Below are 25415 nucleotides of genomic sequence, written 5' to 3'. Positions count from 1 at the left end.
CGTTGGAAAAGCCGTCCCGATCTGAGCACAGCGGGCCCGCGGATGTCCAGACCACTGAGCGGAACTGTCCGGACAGATCAGCGTCCGGTGACCCCGTCGATCTGTTCGCGCAGGATGTCGGCGTGCCCCGCGTGCCGGGCCGTCTCGCTGGTCATGTGGGCGAGCACCCACCGCAGGGTGTGGAACTTGCCGTCGATCGGGACGGCCATGGGCTTGTCCGGGTCGCCCGCGGCCCGGATCGCCGCGTCGCTTTCCCGGATCGCCTCACGGTAGGCGGCCAGGACCTCCGCCGCGGTCAGGCCGTCCGGGACCGTCATGTCGGCGTCGCCGGGATTCGGGCCGCCCGCGACGTAGTGGCCGAACCAGACCCGCTCGGCGAAGGTGAGGTGGTGGACCAGCCCGAGCAGCGTGGTGCCCGAGCCGACCAGGACCCGGCGCAGTTCCTCCTCGCCGAGCCCGTCGGATTTCTTGATGACGCATTCCCGTGCGAAGGTCAGGAACGCCGTCGCGGTGTCGAGCTCGCCGCCGTCGTTGCGCGGGACCGGCTGTCGCTGGGTTTCGGGCACACCGGAAACCTAGCGGCCCGCGCCGATGACAAATGTCATGGGCAGCCGCTGCGCGACGGCACTGCCGTGCGGGCACCCCCGGCGGCGAGCATTTCCCCATGACCACCACGCCTCGCACCACCGCCGCCGGCTTCCGGCCCGTCCTGCTCCTCACCGGCGCGTACGCCGCGCTCTGCGTCCTCACGCTCGTCGTGATCGTCCTGTTCCGGAACCACCCCGCGATGGTGACCGACGCCGTCTGGGTGCGCGCCACCATCGTCTTCGCCAGTTCGCTCCTGACCCTCGCCTTCGCCCGCAGCGCCGCCCGGGGCTCGCGGAAAGGCCTCCTGCGGCTGCGGATCGTCTCGGCGGTGATGCTCGTGGCGATCGTCGTCATCGTCGTGCTGCCCGGGCTGTTCCCGGTCTGGCTGCGGATCGAGCAGGCCGCCTGCGGGCTGCTGCTGCTCGGCGTGACCGTGCTCGTCAACGGCAGGCGGCTGCGGTCGCCGTCGCGGTAGCGTGCCGGTGATGGACGGGACGAGCGACGTGCAGCGCTGGGTGCGCGGCTGGCGGCTGCGGCTGCTCGACGCCGGGATGCTCGTCTACCCGGCGGTGACGGCCGCCTCCGTGCCGCAGCACTCCACGGGCGCCGACGTGGCGCTGGGCTGCGTGATCGTCGCCGCGTTCGCCGTCTGCTACCTCCTGGCCGCGGCCGCCGCGGCACGCCGGGCCACGCGGCCGTTCTGGCTGCTGCTGGGCGGCTGCGCCGCGCTGTTCGGCCTCACGCTCCCCTTCGCCCACGCCGATGCGTTCTTCCTCGCCGCCGTCGTCGTTTCGCTCGCCGCGCCGCGACTTCCCCGCTTGGCCGCCTTCGCGCTCGTCGCGGTCTCCGCGTCCGCCGCGGTCGTGGTGCCGTGGGCGGTGCGGCCGTGGCAGACGGGGCCGGGCTGGACGCAGGCGGTCGCGCTCGTCTTCACCGTGCTCGTCGTGTCCGTCTTCGCCGAGGCGATCCGGGCGAACGCCGCGCTCGTGGAGGCCCGCGCCGAGGTCGCGCGGCTGGCGTCCGAGGCCGAGCGCAACCGGATCGCCCGCGACCTGCACGACCTGCTCGGCCACTCGCTCACCGCGATCACGGTCAAGAGCACCCTCGCGCAGCGGCTCGTGACGGCCGACGGCGCTCGCGCCGGCGAGGAGATGTCCGCCGTCGAAACGCTCGCGCGTCAAGCACTGGCGGACGTGCGCGCCGCGGTGTCGGGCTACCGGGAGGTCACCCTGGCCGGCGAGCTGGCCCGCGGCCGCGAACTGCTGCGCGCGTGCGGGGTCGCCGCCGACCTGCCGACGGCCGCCGACGTCGTCGGCCCCGCGCACCAGGAACTGTTCGGCTGGGTGGTCCGGGAGGGGTTGACCAACGTGGCGAGGCACGCCCGCGCGACGCGGTGCACGGTGACGCTCTCGGCGTCCACAGTGGAGGTCGTGGACGACGGCGTCGGCGGGTCCCCCGGCCCGGGCTCGGGGCTGGCCGGGCTGCGCGAGCGCGTCGCCGCGGCCGGCGGAACCCTCGACGCCGGGCCGGTGCGGCCCCGCGGCTGGCGGCTGCGGGTGACGGTATGACCATCCGGCTGCTGCTCGCCGACGACCAGGCGCTGGTCCGGGAGGCGCTGTGCGCGCTGCTCACACTCGAGGACGACTTCGCGGTGGTCGCGTCGGTCGGCCGTGGTGACGAGGTCGCCGCCGCCGCACGCGAACACCGGCCCGACGTCGCCTTACTGGACATCGAGATGCCGGGCCTCGACGGGCTCGCGGCCGCCGCCGTGCTCGCCGCGCAGGTCCCGGACTGCCGCGTGATCATGCTGACGACGTTCGGGCGCGCCGGCTACCTGCGCCGCGCCATGGAGGCCGGTGCCGCCGGATTCGTGGTGAAGGACGCGCCCGCGGACGTGCTCGCCGACGCGATCCGCCGGGTGCGGGCCGGCGAGCGGGTGGTGGACCCGGCCTTGGCCGTCGCCACGCTGGCGGCAGGCGAGTCGCCGTTGACGGCGCGGGAACGGGACGTGCTCATCACGGCCCGCACCGGGGCGACGGTCGCCGAGATCGCGTCCCGGCTCTACCTGTCCGAGGGGACGGTCCGGAACTACGTCTCCGCGGCGATCACCAAGACCGGCGCGCGCAACCGCGTCGAGGCCGTCCGGATCGCCGACGAACGCGGCTGGCTCTGACCCCCGGAACCCGAGTCCGTGAAGGCCTCTTCATGGGACTTGCGCGAGCTGACCTGGTGTTTCGCAAGAAGTAGGGTCTCACCTGCGCGTTTGCTGTGTCAACGTCTCGAAGGGTGTCGCACCGTGTAGGCCCAGAGGGCGTCAGTTCGGGGGCTGTTCCCACGTGTTCCCACGAACAGGCTACGTGGCCAGGCCGCGTCTGCACCCTTACCTGAGGACGCCGGATGGCACACTTTCGTCCATGGGTTCGAAGGCGAAGGCTCGGAGGCGGGTCTCCTTACTGGGGCCTGCTGTCCTGCATGCTCGGGTGCGCATTGGTCACCGGAGTCTGGATCGGCCAGGCTGCCGCCGGCCAGTTCCTCTGGGCAGCGATCCCGGGCGTGTTGATCCTCGATGGTGTCGTGGTGTTCCTGGGTGGCCGGAAGCTCCGGGCGCTCCGGTAGCCTGTTGATCATCGGAGCGGGGTGGAGCAGCTCGGTAGCTTGCTGGGCTCATAACCCAGAGGTCGCAGGTTCAAATCCTGTCCCCGCCACGAAGGCCCCCGGGCGTCTTAACCGGGGGCCTTCTCCGTTACCTTCACTGCGCGGACCCGCCCGGGACATCCGGAGCTGCGGGTCTAGCTTTCCAAGCCTCCGGAGGCCCCTCGGGGCGAGCCTCCCAGGCTCGAATCTGCTCCGGCAACGGCGGCTTCAGGTCGCTCAGCGCCCAGAACGTCGGCGTGATCGGCCCCGGCTTGGGGCCCAGCCGCCTCACCTGACGCTCGACGGGCTCGGTGAAGGTCAGGACCGCTCCAGCCAGGACCGTCGACTCATCACCCAGCGGGGACACCTGCACGCGCCACCGGGCGGCCGGGCCGCCGTTCTCCAAGAACCAACGGTGCAGTAGCGCCTCCAGGTCCACGCCTGTCGGCGACCCGCCGATGAGGCAGCTCTGCGGCGACCAGTACCGGCCAGCCGGCTTGAAGCTGATCGTCCAGGCGTACCGCTGACCGTCCACGGTCGGCGGGCACCAGCCCGGCGAAGTCCACGTAGCACCCATAGCGAACAGTCGAACATTTGTTCGCTAGATGCGCAAGGCTTCACGACATTGAGCGGAACGTCGACCTGACGAACTCGTCCCATCGGTCATCCACGCCGATCTCCACCACCGGCTCGCCGAGATCCGCCAGGGACGCCGCCACCGCGTCCTGGTGGCCACGCAGGGCATCCTCTTCGGAATCGTAGGTGGCGACCTGGACACGCCGCCGGTTCTCGATTTGGATCGTGTCGAACAGTGGGCCCGGGTGCAGATTGATACCGAACCAACTGGTCAGCACCGCTATCTGCCGTTCGCCATCGGCAATGACGGTCTGCGCGAGCCGGGCATACGTGGGATCGCTCCGTAGCCGGTCCCACTCCAGGGGGCCGACGGGGCGGCCGTTGCGGTCAAGGAAGGACGGGGTGTCGTCCGCGAGGCCGGCGGTCATTCGTCACCCTCCGGCCGCGGGTTGTACGCCTGCTTGTCGCGGGTCCCGTAGTTGCGGTTCAGGTGACTGCGTCCGGCGTCGGTCAGCACGTACCTTCCATCCTCGGCTATCCGGATGAAGTTGAAGTTCGCGTAGACATCCAGGGCGTTCAGGTGGGGCGGGTCGGCCCAGAAGGTCATGATCGAGACGCCGTCAGGTTCCTCGCGAACCACCCCGGCCTCGACGGCGGCGAGCAGTTCGAGGCTTTCGGCAACTGACAGGCGCGCTGATCGTGGTTCTGGATCTGGCTGCATGGCCTGCGATAATAGCTGAGACCCCACTGAGGCGAGCGGGTCAACGGGGTGAATATAAGACGAACCCCCCGGCGGTGTCTGCCGGGGGGCTCGTCTTCCCCTTCCCAATTACCTGATTGCAGCCAGCCTAGGCGTCGGCGGTCATCTCACCCCTGATGCGAGCCTTGAAGGCATTGAACGCCTCCCGTCGCATACCGATGACTCCGTCGTTCGGGGCCTTGGAATCCCGGATCAACGCCGTTGCCGCATCGTCGGCGACTTCGACACAGTCAGTCTGAGCCTGACTGTAAGTCGACTTCCGCCAGTTCTGCGGCTGCTGATTTTTCATCCACTCTCTCCATTTTTGTGATTATCCCGGCGATGAGCCCCTTTGACTCATCGACGCTCAGGGCGATCGTCCCTGTCCTCTCGATAGCCGACTCGAAGACGGCAAGGTCGATCGGGTCGTTGTAAAACACGGCCACGCGATGGAGTTCTTGATGGACTGCAACCCCACCCTCAGAGGGTTCGATCCATACGAATCCCCCGAGTTGCAGCGGGCTACGCCCTTTGGAGAACGGCAGAATCCGAATGCGAACATTCGGCAGGTCGGCACACTCCAGGAGATAGCGAAGCTGATCCAGGTGTTGCTGCGGCAATGACGGGTCGATCGGCCGCCAAAGTACGGCCTCGTCGATGAAGGCATCGAGTGCCACAGGGTTGTCGCGACGGTGAATGATTCGGCTGCGGCCAAGTCGCTCGGCAACTCGCTGGCGTATCTCATCTTCAGGAACGTTCTCGAACGCCATGATCGCACGAACATATGCATCAGTCTGCAACAAGCCCGGAACAACGGCGTCTGCCAAGTAGACAATGCGGCGAGCCGTATCCTCAATCCTCAGAAGTGTAGCCATCATCCGAGCACGTTCAACCGGACGAAACGAAACCCACATCGAGGCCTCGCGGTTTCGCGCCATGTCCATAACTTCGTCGATCTTCTGGACGGATGCACCTACCGCTTGGAGATACCGAACAATGTTCTGCTCTGTGATGCCACGGACGCCGTTTTCCCAACGTGACACTGTTGAGACGGCCCCAAGACCCAGAGCGTCCTTCACCTGCTCACGGCTCATGTGTGCCGCCTCGCGGGCCAGCTTCAGCTCGTCGCCGACAGCGCGACTCTGAACGGTGCCTTCCATGCCGTCGAGCATAGTGCGCGGCTCCCGTCACTTGATCAATCACAGTGAGTGATCTTGAGACCACTCGTTTGGCGTATTGCGTGCCAGATGTGCCAGTGGCCAGTCTTGCACGGCACAGTTGGCACATCTCGGCAAGGGTGGCCCCACAGTGCCAAGATCGCAAGGGCGGGAGCACGTTATGAACCGAACACCAATACCGGCACCGACGCCGGGTGACGTCATGCCGATGACCTGCGCCCTTGACAAGCACGACCACGCGGTGACGGCCGAGAGTTTCGCGGAGGGGCGCGGCCTGGGTGTCTACCTGGCGGTATGCGGCTGGATGGTTGAAGCCGCCTCGATGAGTTGCGCCCCTGGTCCCCCCTGTCCGCTATGCGTGCGCGTCCTGAACCCGAGGCCGGTCTCGATCCCGGTTCAGCGGTCGGCCCGCCGGGGCGGGCTGGGTGCGCTGGTCCGCAGGCTCCACCACGGGAGCGCGGCATGACCTTGAACTTCTTCTTCGTACTCACGGACGTTGACCCGCGTCCGTCGCGGCGATTCTGCCGCCCCCAGTCCCCGGCGTCCGCGAACGGTCCCTCACCTTCTCCGGACGCCGGGCCAAGCCCCGCCCTCGCCGAGGAAAGCCGCCCGAGCACGCGCGAGGGCGGGGCCCACTGTGCCGGATGCTGCTGCACCCCCCGCAGTCGCAGCAGCATCCGGCGCTCCAGGAGTGCGGCGTGACTGCCTATCCCGGCTGGCTGGCCGGTGTCTCCAGCCTGCTGGACGAAGCCGTGAAGGCTGAGTTCGGAGAGTGGGAGATGGTGCAGCCTCGGGAGAACGCCCCGGTGGCGTGGAGCCACCGAGAGGTACCTGGGTTCCTGGACAACGTGTTCCTCCTCCGCCACATACCCACCATGTCCTTCGCTGCACGTCACGTGGCTGGCGTGAAGCCGTGGTGGCGGGAGTCGTTTCGGCAGATGCCGGTCCCGATCCTTCGGGCGCGCGGTGAGCCGGAGGACGTGCTCCGCGTTGTCTTGAGTTGGCCGGTGGGTCCGTGACGCCTACGAAGCGCTTCCGTCCGATCGCTCGGGGCGCATGGTTGTACTCGCCGCGCACACCTGGGGGCGAGCCGCCGCGGTTCTGGCACTGGATGCCCCGTGGCTACTACCGAATCGGCCGTCTCTACCGCGTTGCCTGCGGTGGCCTTGTCTGGGGAGATCCGTATGCGAGCACGTCAGCCCGGCCGTGGGCTCCGACTTGTACGGGATGTTCCGGATGGCTCCTCGCCGCAAGGCGAGCCGCCGTCTACCGCCGTCTCCGACGAGGCGCGGGAACGGCTGTACGAGTCGATGCACCGCCAGCGGGCTTCGGCGGCGTTGGCCACAACCCTGCTCAGCCTCATGAACCACGGCTTCCATCCCACCGCGGCCCGTGCGTTCCCCGGCGTTCTCGTCATCCGTCTCGAAGACGTTGAACCTGTGTCACCGGTTACCCCAGGAACCGGTGTGCACGCCCCCTCGTCCCCGTCTGCCGCCCCTGGATCCCCTTCCCGGGCTGGCGGCGGGGACGAGGGTTCTTGAAAAGTTCGCGTGCGCCAACTGGGCGGTGCGCACGCGTCCAACCCCGGCCCGCCCGTTCGCGGCTCCTCCTGTGTGCGGCGGGCCGGGCTCCAACTTCGCGAATCGAGAAGCAATGGCAGATGAGCCCGACGCGGTGCACACATCCAACCTCACAGAACTGGTCGCCGGCCTGCTTCAGGGCGATGTGGCTTTGTTGGCGTGGGAAGACGTCGGTGGCCCTGGCGCCAACCTCGACGAATGGACGCTTGAAGTCAGGGAAACCTGCCTCCGGGCGGGGGTGACACCGTGCTTTATCCGGCTTGAAAAGCCACGAATGACGCTTGTACTCAACGAGCAGAAAAAGGCGCCCTCTGTGGAGACGATCCGCGCCCTGATTTCATGGCGCGAAGCCGAGCGAGCGGCGCGCTCGAACGAGGGGCCGCCAGCGGAACAGACGCCGTCGTGACTCGCGCCGGACGGCACCACTTGGAGCAGGGGCCCGGCAATCGCAGTATCCCGGCGGAGCCGGATCATCCCCTGCACAGTTTCACCTCGACAACCCAGCTGCATCGTCGCTTGCTGGATGCCCGAGGCCGACGAGCCGGTCCCTGTGTAGCGGTCGCAGCCGTTGGCTTGGCACTCATGATCCTTGTGTCCATCGTGACGCAGCTCTGACCTGAAGGAAGTACCCATGATCGCTGCCGCGCGCGAAGAGCGAACTGGCCGGGCCTTGATGAACCCGACGGACTTCGCCCTGATCACCACGAAGATCAGCCACGACTACGGCGTCTCCGTGTACGACGCGAGTATCGCCTTGGACCAGGCGATCGCCTTCGTGATGACGGTGGCCGCACTGGACGGGCCGGGCAAGCCGAAGTTCTGGCCCAGCATCCCCGTTGACAACGCCTGGAGGGTTTGGCTGGCGCATCAGCCGCAGTATGGGCACGTTGCGGGCATCGCCGGTGCACACGTGGATCGGTACGCGATGGTCGACCCGGCACGGCCGGACAGCGTGATCCGCAGTGCGGAAGCCGTTGCCGGCCAGGGGTGGGTTTTGCATCGCGAAGCGTGGTACGACCAGGGCGGGGCCCGCTCCATCGGCTTCGTGACGAGTCGCCTGATGACTCCGGCGCAGTCCGCGCCGGGAACGGTAGGTCCCCACTAGAGAAGGAGCGGTCCTTTGATACGTCATGCGAGGGTGGCGGCACTCGCGCTGATTGTTCCGGTTCTCGTGTCCGCGTGCAGCGCCTCGGGCGACAACACGGACAACCCCGCATCCGGGAACGGCTTGGAGAGAACCTCGATCAAAGTCTCGATCTTGACCACCATCGACAGCGCTCCACTGTGGCTTGCCCAGGATGGCGGCTATTTCAAGGCCGAGGGTCTGGAGGTGGAGCCCGTCGTGGTCGCGAGCGGCCAGGCGGCGCTGACCAACGTGATCTCCGGCAACACCGACATCGCAATTTCGAGTTACATGCCGTTCTTCGTCGCGAAGGCGACGGGTACAGCCGACATCCAGCTCGTCTGCGCCGCAACCTCGGTCAGTGACAAATCTTTCGCGATCGTCGCAACGCCGAATTCGCCGGTGAAGACGATCTTCGACCTGGCGGGTAAGCGGATCGCGATGACAGCCAAGAACACGGCAACCGACCTGCTAGCGAAGAGCCTGATGCAAGATCACAACGTCGACTCCACCCACGTGAACTGGGTCCCAGTCGCGTTCCCGAATGTCGCTGCCGCGCTGACCCAGAATCAGGTCGACGCAGCTTTGTTGCCTGAGCCTTTCATCACGCAGTTCGCCAAGACCGCGGGCGCGATCCCAGTTATCGACGTCAACACCGGTGCCACCAAGGATTTTCCGATGTCGGGCTATGGCGCGACCCGGAAGTGGGTGCAGGCGAACCCGAAGACGCTCACCGCCTTCCAGCGCGCGATGAAGAAGGCCACCAGTGACGCGATCAACAACCGCGCCAAGATCGAGCCGCTGCTGGTCAAATACGCCAAGATCGACGAAGACACGGCCAAGCTGCTCACCCTGCCCGCGTTCGGCAGCGAGCTGGACCCTCGACCCATCCAGCGCGTGCCTGACTTGATGTTGCAACTGGGCGCGCTCACGACGCCCGTTAACGCGGCGTCGATGATCGCTCCGCAGCCTCCAGCGTGAACTTTCAGTACCGTCTAGATTTGTAGCTATACAGCAGAAGGTCGGGCACATGCCGCCCCAAGACAATGCCCCTGCGGATTGCCTAACAGCAATCATCTCCCGAAGAGGAAGCATAACTGTGTAGCGAAACCTCCGGCCTGTACCATGCCGGAGCGACACCCCATAGTGTAGTTGGCAGCACGACAGGTTTTGGTCCGGTCAGGCTAGGTTCGAGCCCTAGTGGGGTGGCGAGAAAAGTTAGCGCGTCAGGAGTTGAAATGAGCAAACCCGTGGACCGTAAAGCTGCGTTCGACCTCATCCCGCACGAGGACTTCGCCGCGCTCGTTCGTGACCTGGTGCGAAGAACGGGCGAGGATAAAGGCGAGGCCACGCGTTTGATGGATCAGGCGATCGCCTTCGTGGCGACGGCCGCGGACATCTGGCACGGGGGCCGGTACGGCGATCTCCAGCACAAGCTGGTTCCGACGAAGCGTATCGAGGCCGCGTGGCTGGTCCTGATCCAACACACGGTCTTCATGCGCGCCTTGGCTGGGTCGCTGGGCGTGTTCGTCGACCGGATTCCGTACCCCGAGGCGCTCCAGAGTGACGTCGAAGTGACGATGGCCGCCATCGATGCCGCCAACTACGCACTCCACCCGACCGTTTGGGACACCGATGACCCGGCAGAAGCTCGTGCAGGCATCCTTGGCGTCTGACCAACCGGCCGACGCACCCGACGCGGGCCACCTCCGGTTCCGCACGCACGCGACGCCTGGGCAGCGATCGGCCTACGCCTCCGGTCTTTCGACCTACCAGATCAGTGATCTGTGGGGAAACCTCGGTACTTCATGGGTTCGCCGGCGACTCATCGCCTCCGGTGTGACGCTGAGGCCGGTTGGTTCCAACCAGCGGCCGAGCGCTGCGACGGTCGAGCATTACCGGAGGGTGGCGCGGGACGAGCTGGCAGCGGAGGAGCAAAACTTCAGGGCGTCGATGGCGAGCAGGGTGGAAAAGGGCAGGATCGCCGTGCCGTTCCTGCCGAGAACACAAGAAGAGCCCCCGTCGCTCAACCCGGGGTCGTGTAGCCGGGGAGCGACGGGGGCTCAGGGTGGACCGGCCGAGGGGGGCGAGCCGGTCCGCTTGGAGGCGGATAGGGGATGCTAAGAAGCAAAGGGGGAACGTTGACACAACCGAGCGGCGAACGCGGGACCCCACGGGACCCGGAGGCGATGAAGGAGGCCCACCTCCATGGGGTTCCCGTTGCCGGTATCGCCCAGAATGCCGGACTTTCCTACTCGTGGACGCGTAGGAAAATGCTGAAGACTGGTGTCCGCATCAGAAAGCGAAAACCGCGAGATCTCCCCATCCCAGAGGAAAAGATCGTGGCGCTTTATCGCGACGAGGGGAAGAGTATCCAGGCAATCGCCGAAAGCCATCCAGACCTTTACTACAAGCGAGTCCGTAACGTGCTCCTCGCCAACAACGTGACACTGCGGCCATCAACTAGGGCAGTCAAGCCTCAACCTGGGTCGTCGAAATGAAAAAGCGATTCAACGACGACGAAATACTTGCCATTGCTCGCGACCGCGACGAGAACCGCCTTACGGATGGCCAATTGGCAAACAAGTACGGTTGCTGTAAAGCCACCATTCACAAATGGGTTCTTCCGCTCAGCAACTATACACCGAGAAAAGGGCGCCCGTTTGCGCTATCCCCAACCCAGGTGGACGAGATGGCAGAGTTGTACAACAGTGGATACAGCATTGCGCAGTGCGCCAGGAAGTTCCACGTCGGCAACGAAACCGCGCGCAAACGTCTGGTGGAGCACCCCGACGTGACGATGCGTGGGTTCGACGGCAAACCCCGACGCGCCTGACCAACGTGGAGCCCGCCAGTGCCGCTCAGACGGCTACTGGCGGGCTTTCTGCCGTGTTCCGGACCGCGTACACGAGGGCGGCACCAACGGCCGCGGTGACGAGCTGCCACCAGCTCGTCGGCCCGGCGTCGGTGACGAGGTTGGCCGCGGCGGTGAGGCCCGCCATGATGGCGGCGACCACGAACTTGGTCACCGCCGCCCCGGGTACGTTCGGGGCGGCGAACACGGTGAGCGCGGAGGCGATCGCGATCAGGACGTTGATCCACTCCAGCGGAGAGATCACCTGGTCTCCGGTGAGCGCAGCGAGGACCGCGGAGGCTCCGGCCGCGAGGACGGCGGCGGCGGCTTTGGCGTAGGTCATGGCGGCGATCACCGGAAGGAGAGGCTGCCGGAGCGTTCGGGGTGCCCGGCGCCGTAGGAGTAGATGATGCTGCCCTGCGTCGCGCCGTTGACGACGTCGATCTTCCAGGGGCGGAGCCGGTCGACGCGGAAGTCCTTCTCGTAGGACCACTTGTAGTCGAAGTTCGTGCCGTCCGGTAGTCCGTCGCCGGCCTGCCAGATGCCGTGCACGACGAGGTAATCCATCGGACAGTTGACACGAATCGTGCGGGCACCTGCGGGAATGTCGAACGACAGGCTTCGGTGGTCGCCAGGATCGAGCTTCATGATGGTCTCCTCGTCATCGGTGAGGCTCAGCGAGCTGCCGGCGGTGCTCGCGGTGCTGAGGAGCAGGGCGGGCAGGTCGGCGGTGTAGGACAGGTCGACGCGGCCGGTGGTGCCGGGCAGGGTTCCGGCTGAGGTGAACTGGTGCAGGTCGACACGGCCCCGGTACGTGCGGATTGAGCGGCGGATGCCGTCGTTGACGCCGTACTCGGCACACCAGGTGACATCCCAGTCGTAGGGCCAGGTGTCCGGGGTGAGGCTGGCCAGCCACGAGCCGGAGGCGTAGAGGGCGACCTTCGGGTAGCTCTGGTGGACGCGTTCCAGGAAGGCCCGCGCGAAAGCGGGACGGGCAGCGACCGGCATACCCGCGGTCTCCAGATCGAGGGCGGGCGCCAGCTGCCCGCCGAAGCGCTTGTAGAGGCCGATGAAGACGTCGGCTTGGCGGACCGGGTCGCCGGGCTGGGCGAAGTGGTAGCCGCCGTAGGGGATGCCCGCGGACTTGCATCCGGCCACGTAGTCGTCGGCAGGCACTGCCGCCGCGCCTTCGCCGTCGCTGTATTTGATGTAGGCGGCATCCACGACCGCACGCAGGGTGGACCAGCTGGTGACGGGGTTGTACCGCTTGTAGAGGTCGACGACGAGCGCCATGTTTTCACTTTCCGATCTGGCTGCAATCCCTGGGGGCGTACGCCTTTTCCATGTAGGCCCGAAAATCCGCGATCTGCTTCTTCCGATCCGGGGTTTCGTTTTGGGGCTGTTTCTCCGCGAGACTCAGGACGTAGTTCCAGAGGTCGCGGCTGGTCTGTCGGGTCGCGTTGCCGCTGTTGCAGCTGTCGATCTGGTAGTTGCGGTTCGCGTTGGCGAGTGAGTTGGCGTTGTTCGCCTGGCCGGCGACGATGATCACGACGACGGTGAGGATGAAGTCAAGGAGGAGTGAGACGGCGAGGGCCCAGATGTAGTGTCGGTTCCGCTTGCCGTAGGTGCGCAGCGCCCGCATTTCGTCGCCGAGGTGCTCCATGGACTCGTTGAGGCGCAGTGCGGCGGCGAGGGTTGCCTGCCGGTGAATGGGGTCCGTCATTTCTTTTCTGTCCTGTAGGCTGACTGGAGCATCGAACTCATTTCCTGAACGACGACGTCCAGCTCTTCGAGGATGAGATCCGCTCGCGCCGTGAGGCGTGCGACTTCGGCATCCTGAGACGCGGTCCTGGACGGCGAGGCATGCCGCTGGGTGTTCCGCCGAATCCATTTCATGGCTGGTCTCCCAGGAACATGCGCAGTCGCTGGGTCATCTCGCCCATGACTTCATGAAGTTCGTCGAGCAGCTTTGCGGCTCTCGCGGTCAGAGCCTCAACTTCCTCGGGACGATATTCACGGCCGACGCTTTTCGCGTCGTCGCTTTTCGGGGGTGGTGTTGGTTCCTTCATTCGCTCGGATAATCTCCTGAAGGATCGGGATCATGGCCTGTAGTTGCTGGAGCTGTTGAAGCACAGGAAGAAGCGCGCGCGTGGTGGCGATAAAGTCTCCGACCACGGGGAGTAGCTTTTCCTGGAGGACGGACGCCATCGCATCTCTTTGAGCGTCCGCGACTTCTTTCTCTTTCAGGATTCGGTCCCGTTCCTGGATGAGCTTGTCCACCGACGGCTTCGTCCAAAATGCACCGACAAGGAGGCCGACGACGACAAGGCCAAGCACGCCGTAGTTGACCCATGTCGTGACGTCGTTGATGCTGGCGGCATCGGCGAGGGCGATCATATCGCCGAGATGTACTGGAGGGTGATCAGCGAGTAGACGCCGAGTGATTGCTGGACCAGCGTGCCGGTCCCGCTGGTGTAGACGCTCCAGTACAGATAGTCGCCCTGGTACAGCGGTATCCGCGGGTTGACCGCGTCAAGTGTGGTGCCCTCGGGCGCGCCGCTGTTCTTCGCAGTTGCAGCAGCGATCGAGGGGCTCACAGACGCGGGGTCTTGGTGGACGTGGATCGCGAGAGAGTCGCTCGCGCCGGCGTTCTTGACGGTGGCGTGGTAGTGGATGGAGTAGTAGCCATCCGCCTGGATGACGAAGCGCGGGGGGACACTGAACTCGTCCACCCATCCCAGGTCGTCGAGGACGCCGGGCCGGGCTTGTACGCTGTCGGCGTTCAGCGCCCAGTGGGTGACGAAATTGTCCCCTGTGGACAGTGGCACGTCCTGGGTCATTCGAGCTTGGGCGTACGCGGGCCCGGGTCCTGGGGTCCGCTTCATCTCGGCGAGCTGTTTACGCAGCTCGTTGATCTGGTCTGCGAGGCTGCCGACGCCGGGGAGGGTCACAGAACCTCCAGCGTCGTTTCGAGGTCCAGGTTGATCGTGGCTTCGGTGTTGTCGCTGAATCCGATGACCCGGCGTCGGTACATCCCGTCGCGAATCCACGGGTGCCCGCTGACCCCCAGCAGTACCGCATCCCCGAGGCCGACCATGCCGATCACGGGGCTCGGAGACCACGCCTCGTCGGTGCTGTCAACGCGAATGGAGCACTTCCACGTCTCGGTCGGGGCGGAGAATTTCTTCAGGTCCGCCGAGGCGTACCCCCTCAGCGTGCCCAGCTCGGTGGCGGTGGTGTGGTCGCCGTCAACGAAGTCCGTGGCAGGGAAGCCCGAGCTGATCAGGGTGAGGTCGGTGGCGTAGCCGACCATCAGGGCGCGCTCTGACCCGCTGCCACGTACCCACACGGTCGTGCAGGGCGAGGCGGAGCCGTTGACGTCCACATCGATGGCGCCGAGTGCGCCGCCGTAGTCCCAGACGGACGTCGAGGACTGGTAGCCCAGCTTCCCCGTGGAGTTGCGGGCCACGAGCATGTCCCATTCCACATGAGTCCCGGCGGAGTCGAGATGGGGCGAGAAGTCCATCTCCGGGCCGTTGTCGCTCTTGGCCAGGTCGGTGAGCCGGTCCCACACGGTGGCCAGGTCGTAGCCGAGGTAGTTGCGGACGTGGGCACTGGATGTCGCCGGGGTGGGAATGTCGATCGGCAGGAAGTACCCGGAGCCCGCAACCGCGTTGGCAACAACCTTGAGTGCAATGTCTCCGAGGGTCTGCCCTTGGACGCTGAGGTCGTTGTCGACGTGCACGATGTTGGTGGCCGGGCCGGTGTACTTCCGCAGCACCCGCCGGTCGAGTAGGCCTTGGATGCCAGTGCCGGACACGCTCAGGTTGCGGGTGTTCTCGTCGTACTGGTAGGTGAAAACCGGTCCGCCTTGGACGATCTGGTCGTCGTAGAGCACCAGCCACGAGTACTTCCCGGCCGCGGTCAGCGAGTGCAGGTCCACGGAGACGTTGGCTCGGTCGTCGGGCAGGACGTTGATGGTCCAAGATCCCTTGTCGGTGATCTTCCTGCTCCAGCTCGGGAGATCCCTGGGTTGCACGTCGGCGACGATCAGCCCGGTGACGGTCTCGGCGATCATCGTCCGCCAGGTGCCCACCTACACCGCCGGCGGCTGAGCGATCGACGGAAACACCAGGCAGGAGATGACGTTGTGGCCGACGTCGTTGCCGCTGAACCCGAAGCCGGAATACTGGCTGTCGTTGGCGCGCATGCCGCAGGAGAGGACGACATCTGTCCCGGCAGTGAACGGCCCGTAATGCATTGGCGGAACGCAGGGAACGTGGTCGGTGTCGCCGGTGGCGCCGTAGCTGTCGAACCGAGTCCAGTTGACATCCGTACCGTTCGGACTGCCGATGTTGATGCGGAGATCGGCCGCGCTGCGGGCCGACAGTGTGAGCTTGGCCCGTGCGGTCGGGTAGACGAAGTACGGCACCCCCGGGTACGGGATCGTGACGCGGCAGATTTCGCGCTGGGCGCCGTAGCCGGAGGTGAAGATGTAGCCACTGGAGGGGGCGGCGGCGTAGTACCGCAGGCAGTTGATCGCCCCGCGCCAGCCGGTACCCGAGCCGTAATAGACCTGATGCTGGAAGCCTGGGGCATGAACCCAACGCTGTTCCCCGACATACGAGCCGGCTTCGGCGAAGGCTGTGCTGGTGGTCTTGGCGTCGTCGCCGTACAGCGCGCGCAGTCCACCGCGGGCAACCAGGCCTGGACCGCGCAGGTCGGTGATCATGGCGGTGGTGATGGTGCTGGTGTTCTTGTTGACCAGTACCGCGGCAAGGGGATGCCACCCGTTGGTCGGGTCCGGGGTCGGCTGGACCGGGGTGCCGCTCGACGGGTCGCCCTGCCAGATTTCGACGGTGAACTTTCGCTCGCCGGCCGCGGACGCGATCGCGGTGTTGAAGTCGTCGTAGACCCTCGCGACGATCAAATCGATGCGGTTGGTGGTGGAGCTGGCCGGAGTGAGACTCAGGGTGGCCTGACTATCCAGGGCACACATGTACGCACCCTGCCCGGGTGAGTTGATGACCGCGTTGCCCATTTCGACGGTGACGCCAAAGCTCCCACTGGCGGGCTTGACCTTCATGGCCATATGGCCGACGCTTCCGGAGTCGCCGGAGGCCATGATGCCGCTGCGGTAGTCGATGTAGCTGAGGTTCGGTCGCGGCATCAGGACCGAGTCAAGCGCCAGGCGGGCATCGGCGAGGCCGACGCGGCTTTGCACGGCCCACGGGTCGTAGGCGGACTGGACGACGGAGCCGAGGGATACCACGGACCTATCCCTCCTCGGGGAATGTGCTGATGATCGGGCGGAGCTGGCTGGCGCGCAGGACGGCATCCGTCATCGGGGTGGTGCCGTTGAGAAGCCAATCCCCGATGTGGAGCTGGTAGTAGCCGAACCAGCGGACCACGTCGCCGTCGAGGCGGGCGCCGGTGTCGGAACCGTAGGCGTGGTTGATCCGGTCGATGAACCATTGCGCCTGCGCGGTGTCGGTGTAGCGGACACAGTCGCGGGTGTCGACAACCTGGTAGTAGGTCGGCGGGTCGGGCTGGTCGGAGTACGTGCCCACTCAGGTCTCCTTGTGGGGATTGGGTCTCAGAACCAGCTGGTGCGGTAGGAGACTTGGACGTAGCCACCGGCGTTGCTGGAGCCGGAGTGGGCGAGGGAGACGGTGAGTTCCCCGGGCACTCCTCCCCTGGCGGGTGGGATGAAGAACTCGTCGAAGTGCGTCGGGTACATGGCGGCCCGCACGGAATACTCGCCGTTGTAGAGCACGCTCGGCGCTGAGGGATCAACGACGATGGAGGCGCCCGCGGCGAGAGAGTCGTTGTACTGCATGGAGAAGCCGGTGTTCGTGGTGAGCACCGGCACGTTCAGTGGGCCGTAGAAGGCGTAGACGGGGCTGGCGGGTGCGGTGCCGGCGTTGCTCAAGGTGATGAAGCCGGAGCCGCTGAACGTGCCGAACTGGAGCCCGTCGTCCGGTGCGCCGGAGCCGAAATACAGGCCGGGTTCGGTGTCGGGCGCCACGACGGCCGTGTAGTCCAGGCCGTCTCCGGAGTCCTGCGGAAGGCCGACGGTCTGGATTTGGAGGTCGTTGCCGTACTTGCGGGGGTCGGGCGCGACCAGTTGGATCGAGAATTCGATCCCCGGTTCGGAGACGACATCCAGTGGGGTGCATAGGATCGCGTCGTCGAGGAAGACATCCAGGCTCATCGGCCCCAGCTCGGAGTAGCAGGTGAGCTTCCCCGGGGCTGTCGGGTCGGACAGGACGCCGAGCAGATTCGTCTCGGCTTGCCGCAGCGTGGTGTAGTTCTCGGCGTACATCCGGCCCGTGAGAGTGACGATGCGTTCCTTTTTCCATCCGGGACTGCGGTAGGCGCCGTGCCGGTTCAGCCGGGGAGTGAGGTTCGCGTTCGTCGCCGGGGTGCCCCAGAATCCTTCCTCTTTGGTCAGAATCCATTGCACGCCTTGGGCGTCACGGATGTCGGGGCTGTAGTGGAAGGTGATGTCTTCGAGGGTCCACACGTGGGCGCCCTGCATTGGGCCCTCCTTACAGCCGAGTCCCGATGGCGAGGCGACGATCGATGACGCTGGCGATGTGCTCGGGAGAGGCGTCGGTCCTTGCGTTGACGGTGATGCTGCGGTTCCCCCCGCGATCGAGGCCGGCGAGGGTGCGGATGTCCTGCCACTGCTGCGGGGTCAAGACCGCTTCGGGCTGGCCGGTGTGGTTGCCGCTGACGCTCATCCCCGGGGGCAGCCACCCGCCATCGTCGTACCAGTGGGGGCTGCGGGAAAGCCAGGTGCTGTAGGCGTTCGCCGGAGTCCCGTACCGGTCCTTGATGTACCCGAGGCCCCAGAGGATCTGGGTGGCGGGGTTGGTGCGCCAGTCCGGGGCGACGCTGCCGTACTTCTCGGCCGGGAGCGCCTGGGCGATGCCGTAGGCGCCGGAACTCTTGTTGAGCGCCTTGTAGTCCCAGCCGGATTCCCCGTTCCACAGGGAGATCAGCGGGGCCATCTGGTCCTGGCCCCAGCCGAACCGCGCGAGCGCGCCGCGGGCGAAGTTCTGCGCGGCCTCGACCGCCGGACCGCCCGCGACGGTATTCACGGCCACCTTGTCCACCGCAACCTTGGACAGCTGATCGGCGGCGTAGTTGACTTCACCGCCACCGAGCTGGGCCATGATGTTGCCCGGGTAGCGACCCAGGACGTCACGCACCATGGCCCGGGTGTCGGTGAACGCCGACGCCACCAGCGCGGCCGGGTCGAACGTGCCGCCACCGGAGACGAAGGTTCCGCCGGCGATGGGCAGGCTCGACTGGGTGGTGAACTGCCAGTCATCCGCGCCGTGGGCGTCGGGCCCGAACCGGACTTTGTCACCGGTGCTCTCGGCGTTAACGCCGCCGAGAGTCCCGGCCGTGTGTACGGGGCTGGCGCCGAGCGAGAACGCGCTGGACAGACCAGGCACGAAGCCCGACCACGGCTCGCTGGCGGCCGTGCCGAGCCGCTTGTACGGGAAGTCCCCCCGCAAGACGTTCGTCAGCGCCGACATGAAGCCCGAGCAGTCGTAGCCTTGCGGGCCGACACCTCCCCAGATGTAGGGCTTGCCCCGCTGGGCGGCGGCGAACACCTGGGCGCGGGCGACGAGGGCGTTGAGGGCGCTGCCGGTGTCGGCCACGAGTCCGCCCTGGGCGTAGCCAGCGGCCTGGAGTGCTTCGGCCTTGCGTCCCCGCAGGGCTTCCAGGAACGGCAGGATCCGCTTGGTCAGGTCGGCATCGAGGACGTACTCGCCGTTGGACAGTCGCGCCAGGATGCTGTCGGAGGTGCCCGTCCCCGGGCCCTTCACCGGGCCACCCTCGCTGAACGGGATGGCCACGGGCGCGAGGTGGTGGTTGAGGCCGAAGGAGGCGTCAAGGTAGTTCCACGCGGCGATCAGACCGCTGTTCAGCGGGCCGGTGAGGATGTCGCGGGTCGGCGCCTGGGCGTACCCGCGCATGGCCGACCAGCTGGTGTTCACCCAGTCCGCGGTGGACTGGAACGCTTGCCCGGTCTGGCCGAGCCCGGCGCGCAGGATCGTCAGCTGTCCGGTGATCTGGGCGACCGATGTGGCGGTCGCGGCGACCATCGCAGCGGTGGTGGTCGTGACGGTGGTGTTGGTGACCCCGTACTGGGTCTGGAGCGGGGTCAGGGCGGCGGCGAGCGCATCCACGGCCGGGATGACGGCCTTGTCGATTTCGTCGACCTGCGGGGCGAGGGCGGTCGTGGTGTACGCGATGGTTGCAGCCTGGAGGGCGCCCAGGGCGGCGGTGAGCGCGCCGGCCGCGTCCGCCGCACTGGTCAGGGAGTCCGCGGAAGCCGAGGCGTCCGGCGTGGAGCTGGAGGACGGTGCGGTGGTCACTGATCCCGGAGCGGCCACCGCGCCGCCAGCAAACGCTAGCAGTGCCCCGCGGGCCAGCGGGGCGAGGGCGTAGCCCATCCGCTTCGCCGTCTCCATGAGGATTGCCAGAGACCGTGCGGACTTGTTGATGGGGATGAATGCCTCGTCACCGACGGGGCGATCACCGATGACACGCATCGTGTTCGGCGGAACGACTGCGGCGACGCTGGCAGACATCGGATTGAGCTGGTTGAACCCGCCGGCGGCGTAGAACTCGATGATCCGGCCGATGGCGTTGACCATCCGCAGATTGGTGCCGAGGATGCGGGTGTCGCCATCGACGCCGGTGTAGCCGATCTTCCCCGATCCCGTGATGAACGGATGCAGCTCGATGGAGTTGTTACGAGCCTTGAAGGCGTCCAGGTCAGCCTGAGCCTTGGCGTAGATGACGGCGAGTTCCAGCGTAATCGGCGTGCCGTCGTTGTGCGCCACGAAGTCATCGGCCTGCTTTTGGCCAATGTCGGTGTTGGAGAAGACCTTGAAGGTGCCGTCGGGCAGCCGGACGATGTGGTATCCGAGCTGGATCAGCGCTTCTTCGGCGACGCCGGTGAGGGCATCCACGTGCACCGGTACTTCAGGCGGAAGCTGCTTCAGCGAGGAGAGCACGTCGGAAACCTGGCTGGAGGCGGTCTTGTCCCCGGACAGCAGAATCGTCGTGGCAATGTCGGGCGGGACGAGGTTGTAGAAATCGAGCAGCCGGTTGATCTGCTTTTCGGTGAGCCCGTTCTGCTTGAGCGCTTCCTTGACTTTGTCTAGATAGGGGGCCATCGCGTCAACGGCGGCCTGGTACGCCTCCGGCACACTCTTGCCCATGTCGCGCGCCTGGTCGAACGCGGCCTTTCCGGTGGCCGCCATGTCGGCGGAGAGGTCACGCACGACACGGCGGAGGTCAGAGCCGGACTGGCTCGCAGTGTCGATCTCTCCGCTCGCGGCGACGAAGCCCTGGCTGAAGTCAACGACGTTGCCCTTGGCGTCCTTGAAGCCTTCAATCAGCGTCCGAATATCCGTGTTGATCTTGTCGGCTGCGTCGCTGGCGTCGGGCGCGTGCCCCTTGAGCTGGTCCAGGAAATCGATGACGGCCTTGCCCTGCTCGCCGACGTCCTTGGACGCGTCGGCGACACCAGCGAGCTTCTCCTTGAACCCGTCTGCGGCTGTCTTGGCAGCCGTCATCGAGTCGGCAACCTTGTCGGAGCTTGCGCCGGTTTCACCAAGGGCGGCGGCGAGGTTCTTGTTGTCCTGCACCGCACCCGCGAAAGTTCCCCCGGCGCCGTTGAGGATGTCCAGGAGCTGCTGTGCGGAGAAGCCGGTGTCGTCAAGGGCTACGGATTCGCCGTTCGCCGCGGTCCGGACGTGGTCGAGACCGGCGACGAGTCCGCCGATGGCGCTCGTGGCCGAGCTGTGCCTGTCCACGACGTCTTGGAGCTGCTTCCGGATGCGTCCCATCGCATCGTCGTTGCCGAGGTACGCGTCGGTGAGGTCGTGGACCGAGATGCCGAGTTTCCGTGCATCCTCAAGCAAGTCGCGGTTGCCGTCATGGAGTTTGAAGTTCTGGAGCGCAGTGGCGGCCTTCTTACGCACGCTGGCGTCGATGACGCCGTTGGATTCGCGCAGCGCCGCGGCAAGGTCGCGCTCCCGGTCCGCCTGTGCGGCGGCATCCTGGCTCGCGTCCTCGTGGGCCTGCGCGAGGAGCCCGAGACCAACCACGGCGCCGGTGATGGCGATGCCCCATGGGCCACCGAGGACGCCGAGCAATCCGTTCGGCCCGATGAGGGCGCTGCGCACACGGGTGCCGATCACGTTGGCGACGCCGCCGGCTGCCGAGGCGACGTTCGTCAGCCCGGTGCGCATGGCCTCCACGGGGCCGGCGAACCCAGTCCGGAAAGCGTTCCCCACCCCCGCCGTGACGTTGGCCAGGTCGGAGAACGCGCCGCGCAGCCGGGTGACGAACCCGCCGGTCCGGTCGAGGCTGCCGGAGACGGTCTGCTGGACGCTGTCGAAGTCACGCAGCCGCGAAGTGGTTTCCTGGTAGGCGTCCCGGGCGTTGATCAGCGGCTTGAGCACCGAGTTGGAGAGGGTGTTGCCAACGGCGTCGAGGGCTCGGTTGCTCTCGATCACGGCGCGCATGAAGCCGGTCTGGATGGCGTTCCCGAGGCCGTCGAGGGCTCGATTGCCGTCGATGCAGGCGCGGATGAATCCGGTTTCCAGGGCGTCGCGAACCCGGGTCGCGCCGCGCCCCATCGCGTCGAGTGCCTGATTGCCGTCGATGCTGGCCCGGACGACACCGACCTCAACGGCGTCGCGCACTCGCCCTGCCGTGCGCGTCAGCGAGTCGAAGCCCGCCAGGGTGCGGTTGATGCCGACAGCCAGCCCATCGAGCGGGTCTCCGCCACCGCGCAGCGAGCCGAAACTCCCGACGAGGTCCCCCAGCGCACGTCGGCCCGCTTCTGCACCGTTGGCGATATTGATGCCGATCGACCGGCCCAGACGTGCGGCGGTCGCGGTGGCCGTCTCGAACGAGTCGCCCAGCACGATCGACGCGTGGGCGAGCTTGCCGGTGATGGTTTCGACGGTCGAGCCGATGGCGGGCAGAAGCTGCGTTCGGAAGGCTTGGCCGGCCCGGCTTGCGGCGGTGTCGAGGCTGCCGAGGGCGCTGCGGGTGCCGGTGTTCAATCGCGTGGCGGCGTCGTTGGCCGCGTCGAGAGCTTTCCCCACGAGGCCCATCCGGGAATGCGCGTCGATCCATTCGCGCGTCCGCCGGGCACCCTCGGTGTAGTCCTTGGCGATGTCCTCAGCGGCCTGGCGCATCCGCGCGACCGGGTGAGCGATGGCGTCTGCGGCATCGGCGAACCGTCCGGTTCCGTCGGCGACTTCCTGCAGTCGCTCGCGGGCGTTGCGCAGCGGCCGGGTGAGAAGCCCGAAGCCCTGGGCACCCTTTCGGAACGCCCCGACAGTGCCGATCACGGACCGTCCGAGGTAGATGAACGCGGACGCGACGAGCCCCACGATCGTGATGACGTTTGTCATGATCGGGTGCGCACTGACGAACCCGTCCATCAGCCGGGCGATGCTGTCGATTGCCTTGATCAGGCCGGAGCCAACCAGCGGGCCGAGCGCGTTGGCGAGATCCCAGACGGCGACCGTGACGTCCTTGAGCGCGGTGAAGATTTCCTTCAGGCGGTCGCCCATGTCGTGGAAGAACCGCGTGAGTTCGCCGGAGTCGCGCTTCCCCTGAATGAATGCGTCGAACGCCGCCGCTCCTTGGGCCGCGATATGCGCGAAGTTGGTGAGCATGGGGCCGGCGGCGACGGTGATGCTGCGCAGGGCATCGGCGAGCGAGAAGGCCGTGGTGCCCATCGTGTCGATGAGCTTGTTGTTGTTCCGCGCGATCGTGGCGAAATCCTTGCGCCACGGGCCGCTGGTCACCATTTCGGCGCCCTTGATGGCGAGATCGCCGATGACGTCCGCGGTCGAGGTGAGCGCGGTCTTCACATCGGGCCCGAGCGTGATCAGCTGGGCCAGCGCGGTCTGCATCTTCGGGAGCAGGGTGGCCTGAACCGCGTCGCCGATGTCGTGCAGAGCGGGCTTCACGTCGCGCTGGAGGAACAGTGCGAACTCTCGACCTTCGGGCGTCAGCTTGGACAGGACAAGGTGGAGCTTGTCCATGGCGGCCGTGCCGTCCTCGCCCGCTTTCTGGGTGGCCTCGGCGAGGTTGCGCTGCGCGTCGGCAACCGCCTTCGTGGCCGCCTGGTTGGCCCAAGCGGCATGTTCCTGCGCCTGGCCGACGGCCTGAGCCGATGCGGCTACCTGCTCCTGGCTGCGGGCGACCTCGCGGGCGCCGTCGACCCGCAGTTGCGTCAGCTGGCGTTCGGCGTCTTGGACCCGCACGGTCGCGGCGTCGGCGGCCTTGTGGGCGGCAATGACCGCCTTGTCGCCCTCCACGCCGGTCTTCGCGGCGTGGTCGGACTGCTTCTGAAGATCGGCGTAGCGGGCACGGACTTCGTCGACCGACTGAGCGGCCTGGCGGGCGGCAAGGTCCGCCTCGCGATACTCCAAGGTGGATGGACCGACGCCGGCGTCCTTGAGTACCTGGAGCCGGGCCTGCGCCTTCTCCAGCGCCAGCGAGGCGGACTCTTCGTCGAGGGCGGCTCCCTTCAGGGAGATCTTGAGATCTTCGATGCGCTGGAGCGCTTCTTCGCGTGCCTGGTTGAGCGCCAGCTGGGAGTCGCGCGCGTCGGCCTGCGCCGCGGCAAGCGAGCGCTCCCCGTCTTCTACTCGGCGGGTGGCGGTCTCGCGGGTAACCGACAGCTGTTCCTCGGCTCGCGCGAGACTCTGCCGCGCGGCCTGAACCTGCTCAGCACCGGAGATCGCGGTGTGATCGGCGGACGCCTGAGCCGAGGCCAGGGAGCTTTGGGCGGAGGCGATAGCGTTGGTCTGGGTGATGCGCTGCCGGGCGTTGCGGGTGGCCCGCCCGATGGCTTCGTCGTCGACCGCCTGGTAGGCCTTGACCGCGTCGGAAACCCCGTTGAACGCGGCGAAGAGCGCGGTGAACCCTTGCCCTGCGGCGCTGGCAGCCGGGCCGATCGCAGCAATCGCGGCGGCGGCGGCCGGCGCGGCGAAGCCCGTGGCGGCGATGCCCGCGGTGAGCAGGGCCATGATCCCGATCGCGCGGGATGCCTCACTGGACTCGACTTGGACGTTGACCTTCTTGCCGTCCAGCCGGTCGGCTTCCTGGTTGACCTCCGCCAGGTCGGCCGTTGCCTTGGCGGTGTTCGCCTCGACGTCGACCTCGACCTTTTCGCGCCGCGCCTGGATGGCCGCCAGGTCGGCGTCGAGCTTCGCCCGGTTGAGGTCGAGGTCGACACCGATCTTGGGGGTCTCGGCGTCCAGGGCCGCGAGCCGTGCACGGACGTTCGACTCGTCGAGGTCGAGCTTCGCGAGGATCGCGACGTTCTTGGCGCTGGCCTCGCGGATCTTGGCATCGAGCTGCCGGGAGTCGAGGTCGACTTTCGCGGTGACTTTGAGATCACGGGTTGCTCGGGACAGTTCGCTGGCGACGACGGAGGTGTCGACCCGGGGCTTGCCCAGGTCGATCGTGGTGCCCTTGGCGGCGCGCCGCGCGGCGTCTTCGACCGCGGCACTGAGCTGGTTGGGGTCCAGCCGGGCCGGGATCTCAATGGGACGGAGCTTGGCAACCCAGGTGTTGATCGCCTTCTGGGTGTTGTCGAAACTCGGCAACACTTGCAGGAAGGCGGTTCCGACGTCATATCCTCCGCGGACGGCCACGGGCTACCTCCCCCCGGTCATGTGTTGGACGAGTCCTTCGAGGCGTTCGCGCTTGCGTCGGACCTTGAGTCGCTGGCTGGCGGTCTCGGGCCGTGGTGCGCGGTTGGGGAACTGCACTGCGGCCTTGCGCTTGGAGTTGACCGCGATGAGGGTTTCGTTGATGGCGTTGAGAACGTCGAAGACGTTGTCGAGCCGAAGGACGACTTCGTCGTAGCGGACGAGCGGAACCTTGGCTTCCCGCTGAGGTTCCTCGTCGAGCAGACGCACGGCCAGTTCGGCGTATTCGTCGTCGTCGTCCACGGCGGCGCGGTAGAGCGAGTGCCGCGGGAGGCGCTCCAGAATCCGCTCCAGCTGCCCCCATGGGCGACGACGACGGAATACGTCGAGCAGGTCCCAGCCTCGTTCGAACAGGTCGTACTCGATCT

At 66.7% G+C, this 25415-nt stretch carries 26 protein-coding genes and 2 tRNA genes; 11 read left to right on the top strand and 17 right to left on the bottom strand.

Annotated features, from left to right (window positions below; translation table 11 throughout):
- Positions 1–77: 77 nt before the first annotated feature.
- The gene (locus tag AB0G28_RS09160) at positions 78–566 is read right to left on the bottom strand and encodes a DinB family protein (protein ID WP_361085122.1); all 489 of its coding nucleotides are present in this window, start codon (positions 564–566) and stop codon (positions 78–80) included.
- 98 nt (positions 567–664) lie between these two features.
- Between AB0G28_RS09160 and AB0G28_RS09155 the strand changes: the two genes are divergently transcribed.
- From AB0G28_RS09155 to AB0G28_RS09140, 4 genes are all read left to right on the top strand, one after another.
- Positions 665–1063 carry a hypothetical protein gene (locus AB0G28_RS09155; RefSeq protein WP_361085120.1) on the top strand — a complete coding sequence of 133 codons (399 nt, stop codon included), beginning with the start codon at positions 665–667 and terminating at the stop codon, positions 1061–1063.
- A gap of 10 nt (positions 1064–1073) precedes the next feature.
- Positions 1074–2156: a histidine kinase gene (locus tag AB0G28_RS09150; protein ID WP_361085117.1), complete on the top strand. Its 1083-nt coding sequence runs from the start codon at positions 1074–1076 to the stop codon at positions 2154–2156.
- Positions 2153–2761, top strand: coding sequence for a response regulator transcription factor (locus AB0G28_RS09145; protein ID WP_361085114.1), 609 nt, complete (start codon positions 2153–2155; stop codon positions 2759–2761). The genes AB0G28_RS09150 and AB0G28_RS09145 overlap by 4 nt, the downstream gene beginning before the upstream one ends.
- A 458-nt stretch (positions 2762–3219) precedes the next feature.
- Positions 3220–3293, top strand: a tRNA-Met gene (locus AB0G28_RS09140).
- A 44-nt stretch (positions 3294–3337) separates the two neighbouring features.
- On the opposite strand, the gene AB0G28_RS09135 is transcribed toward AB0G28_RS09140, so the two are convergent.
- The 5 genes from AB0G28_RS09135 to AB0G28_RS09115 form a co-directional block, all read right to left on the bottom strand.
- Positions 3338–3799 carry a hypothetical protein gene (locus AB0G28_RS09135; RefSeq protein ID WP_361085111.1) on the bottom strand — a complete coding sequence of 154 codons (462 nt, stop codon included), beginning with the start codon at positions 3797–3799 and terminating at the stop codon, positions 3338–3340.
- Positions 3800–3839: 40 nt separating this feature from the next.
- Positions 3840–4226 carry a hypothetical protein gene (locus AB0G28_RS09130; RefSeq protein ID WP_361085109.1) on the bottom strand — a complete coding sequence of 129 codons (387 nt, stop codon included), beginning with the start codon at positions 4224–4226 and terminating at the stop codon, positions 3840–3842.
- Positions 4223–4519 carry a hypothetical protein gene (locus AB0G28_RS09125; protein WP_361085106.1) on the bottom strand — a complete coding sequence of 99 codons (297 nt, stop codon included), beginning with the start codon at positions 4517–4519 and terminating at the stop codon, positions 4223–4225. The genes AB0G28_RS09130 and AB0G28_RS09125 overlap by 4 nt, the downstream gene beginning before the upstream one ends.
- Before the next feature lie 127 nt (positions 4520–4646).
- Positions 4647–4847 carry a DUF397 domain-containing protein gene (locus tag AB0G28_RS09120; RefSeq protein ID WP_361085103.1) on the bottom strand — a complete coding sequence of 67 codons (201 nt, stop codon included), beginning with the start codon at positions 4845–4847 and terminating at the stop codon, positions 4647–4649.
- Positions 4789–5697 carry a helix-turn-helix transcriptional regulator gene (locus AB0G28_RS09115; RefSeq protein WP_361085100.1) on the bottom strand — a complete coding sequence of 303 codons (909 nt, stop codon included), beginning with the start codon at positions 5695–5697 and terminating at the stop codon, positions 4789–4791. The genes AB0G28_RS09120 and AB0G28_RS09115 overlap by 59 nt, the downstream gene beginning before the upstream one ends.
- Before the next feature lie 662 nt (positions 5698–6359).
- On the opposite strand from AB0G28_RS09115, the gene AB0G28_RS09110 reads away from it, so the two are divergent.
- The 7 genes from AB0G28_RS09110 (at position 6360) to AB0G28_RS09080 (ending at position 11254) form a co-directional block, all read left to right on the top strand.
- Complete coding sequence (locus tag AB0G28_RS09110) at positions 6360–6734, top strand: hypothetical protein (protein ID WP_361085097.1); 375 nt, start codon at positions 6360–6362, stop codon at positions 6732–6734.
- A gap of 634 nt (positions 6735–7368) precedes the next feature.
- Positions 7369–7701 (top strand): hypothetical protein, encoded by a 333-nt coding sequence (locus tag AB0G28_RS09105; protein WP_361085094.1) that lies wholly within the window; start codon positions 7369–7371, stop codon positions 7699–7701.
- A 225-nt stretch (positions 7702–7926) separates the two neighbouring features.
- The gene (locus AB0G28_RS09100; protein WP_361085091.1) at positions 7927–8400 is read left to right on the top strand and encodes a hypothetical protein; all 474 of its coding nucleotides are present in this window, start codon (positions 7927–7929) and stop codon (positions 8398–8400) included.
- 48 nt (positions 8401–8448) lie between these two features.
- Positions 8449–9399 carry an ABC transporter substrate-binding protein gene (locus tag AB0G28_RS09095; protein WP_361085304.1) on the top strand — a complete coding sequence of 317 codons (951 nt, stop codon included), beginning with the start codon at positions 8449–8451 and terminating at the stop codon, positions 9397–9399.
- 156 nt (positions 9400–9555) lie between these two features.
- Positions 9556–9627: transfer RNA gene (locus AB0G28_RS09090), tRNA-Gln, on the top strand.
- A 29-nt stretch (positions 9628–9656) separates the two neighbouring features.
- Positions 9657–10094: a hypothetical protein gene (locus tag AB0G28_RS09085; protein WP_361085089.1), complete on the top strand. Its 438-nt coding sequence runs from the start codon at positions 9657–9659 to the stop codon at positions 10092–10094.
- 821 nt (positions 10095–10915) lie between these two features.
- The gene (locus AB0G28_RS09080) at positions 10916–11254 is read left to right on the top strand and encodes a helix-turn-helix domain-containing protein (protein WP_361085086.1); all 339 of its coding nucleotides are present in this window, start codon (positions 10916–10918) and stop codon (positions 11252–11254) included.
- 25 nt (positions 11255–11279) lie between these two features.
- On the opposite strand, the gene AB0G28_RS09075 is transcribed toward AB0G28_RS09080, so the two are convergent.
- The 11 genes from AB0G28_RS09075 to AB0G28_RS09025 form a co-directional block, all read right to left on the bottom strand.
- A complete protein-coding gene (locus tag AB0G28_RS09075) occupies positions 11280–11615 on the bottom strand; it encodes a hypothetical protein (RefSeq protein ID WP_361085083.1) in 336 nt (111 codons plus the stop codon).
- Positions 11616–11623: 8 nt separating this feature from the next.
- Positions 11624–12565: a GH25 family lysozyme gene (locus AB0G28_RS09070; RefSeq protein ID WP_361085080.1), complete on the bottom strand. Its 942-nt coding sequence runs from the start codon at positions 12563–12565 to the stop codon at positions 11624–11626.
- A 4-nt stretch (positions 12566–12569) separates the two neighbouring features.
- Entirely contained in the window at positions 12570–12995 is a 426-nt protein-coding gene (locus tag AB0G28_RS09065) for a hypothetical protein (protein WP_361085077.1), read from the bottom strand.
- A gap of 290 nt (positions 12996–13285) precedes the next feature.
- Positions 13286–13669, bottom strand: a complete 384-nt coding sequence (locus AB0G28_RS09060) for a hypothetical protein (protein ID WP_361085074.1) — start codon at positions 13667–13669, stop codon at positions 13286–13288.
- Positions 13666–14223: a hypothetical protein gene (locus tag AB0G28_RS09055; protein ID WP_361085072.1), complete on the bottom strand. Its 558-nt coding sequence runs from the start codon at positions 14221–14223 to the stop codon at positions 13666–13668. Before AB0G28_RS09055 ends, AB0G28_RS09060 begins: the two co-directional genes overlap by 4 nt.
- On the bottom strand, positions 14220–15368 hold the full coding sequence (locus tag AB0G28_RS09050) for a hypothetical protein (protein WP_361085069.1): 1149 nt from the start codon (positions 15366–15368) through the stop codon (positions 14220–14222). Before AB0G28_RS09050 ends, AB0G28_RS09055 begins: the two co-directional genes overlap by 4 nt.
- Entirely contained in the window at positions 15369–16544 is a 1176-nt protein-coding gene (locus tag AB0G28_RS09045) for a hypothetical protein (protein WP_361085066.1), read from the bottom strand.
- Positions 16545–16548: 4 nt separating this feature from the next.
- Positions 16549–16842: a hypothetical protein gene (locus tag AB0G28_RS09040; RefSeq protein ID WP_361085063.1), complete on the bottom strand. Its 294-nt coding sequence runs from the start codon at positions 16840–16842 to the stop codon at positions 16549–16551.
- Positions 16843–16868: 26 nt separating this feature from the next.
- Positions 16869–17813 carry a hypothetical protein gene (locus AB0G28_RS09035; RefSeq protein ID WP_361085060.1) on the bottom strand — a complete coding sequence of 315 codons (945 nt, stop codon included), beginning with the start codon at positions 17811–17813 and terminating at the stop codon, positions 16869–16871.
- 10 nt (positions 17814–17823) lie between these two features.
- Positions 17824–24990 carry a hypothetical protein gene (locus AB0G28_RS09030; RefSeq protein ID WP_361085057.1) on the bottom strand — a complete coding sequence of 2389 codons (7167 nt, stop codon included), beginning with the start codon at positions 24988–24990 and terminating at the stop codon, positions 17824–17826.
- Positions 24991–24993: 3 nt separating this feature from the next.
- Positions 24994–25290 (bottom strand): hypothetical protein, encoded by a 297-nt coding sequence (locus tag AB0G28_RS09025; protein ID WP_361085054.1) that lies wholly within the window; start codon positions 25288–25290, stop codon positions 24994–24996.
- Between the last annotated feature and the right edge of the window lie 125 nt (positions 25291–25415).

Source organism: Amycolatopsis sp. NPDC021455 (assembly GCF_040640995.1).
GTDB lineage: Bacteria > Actinomycetota > Actinomycetes > Mycobacteriales > Pseudonocardiaceae > Amycolatopsis.
Note: the sequence above shows the minus strand (reverse complement) of the source record. Positions and strands in the feature narration are given on the sequence as shown.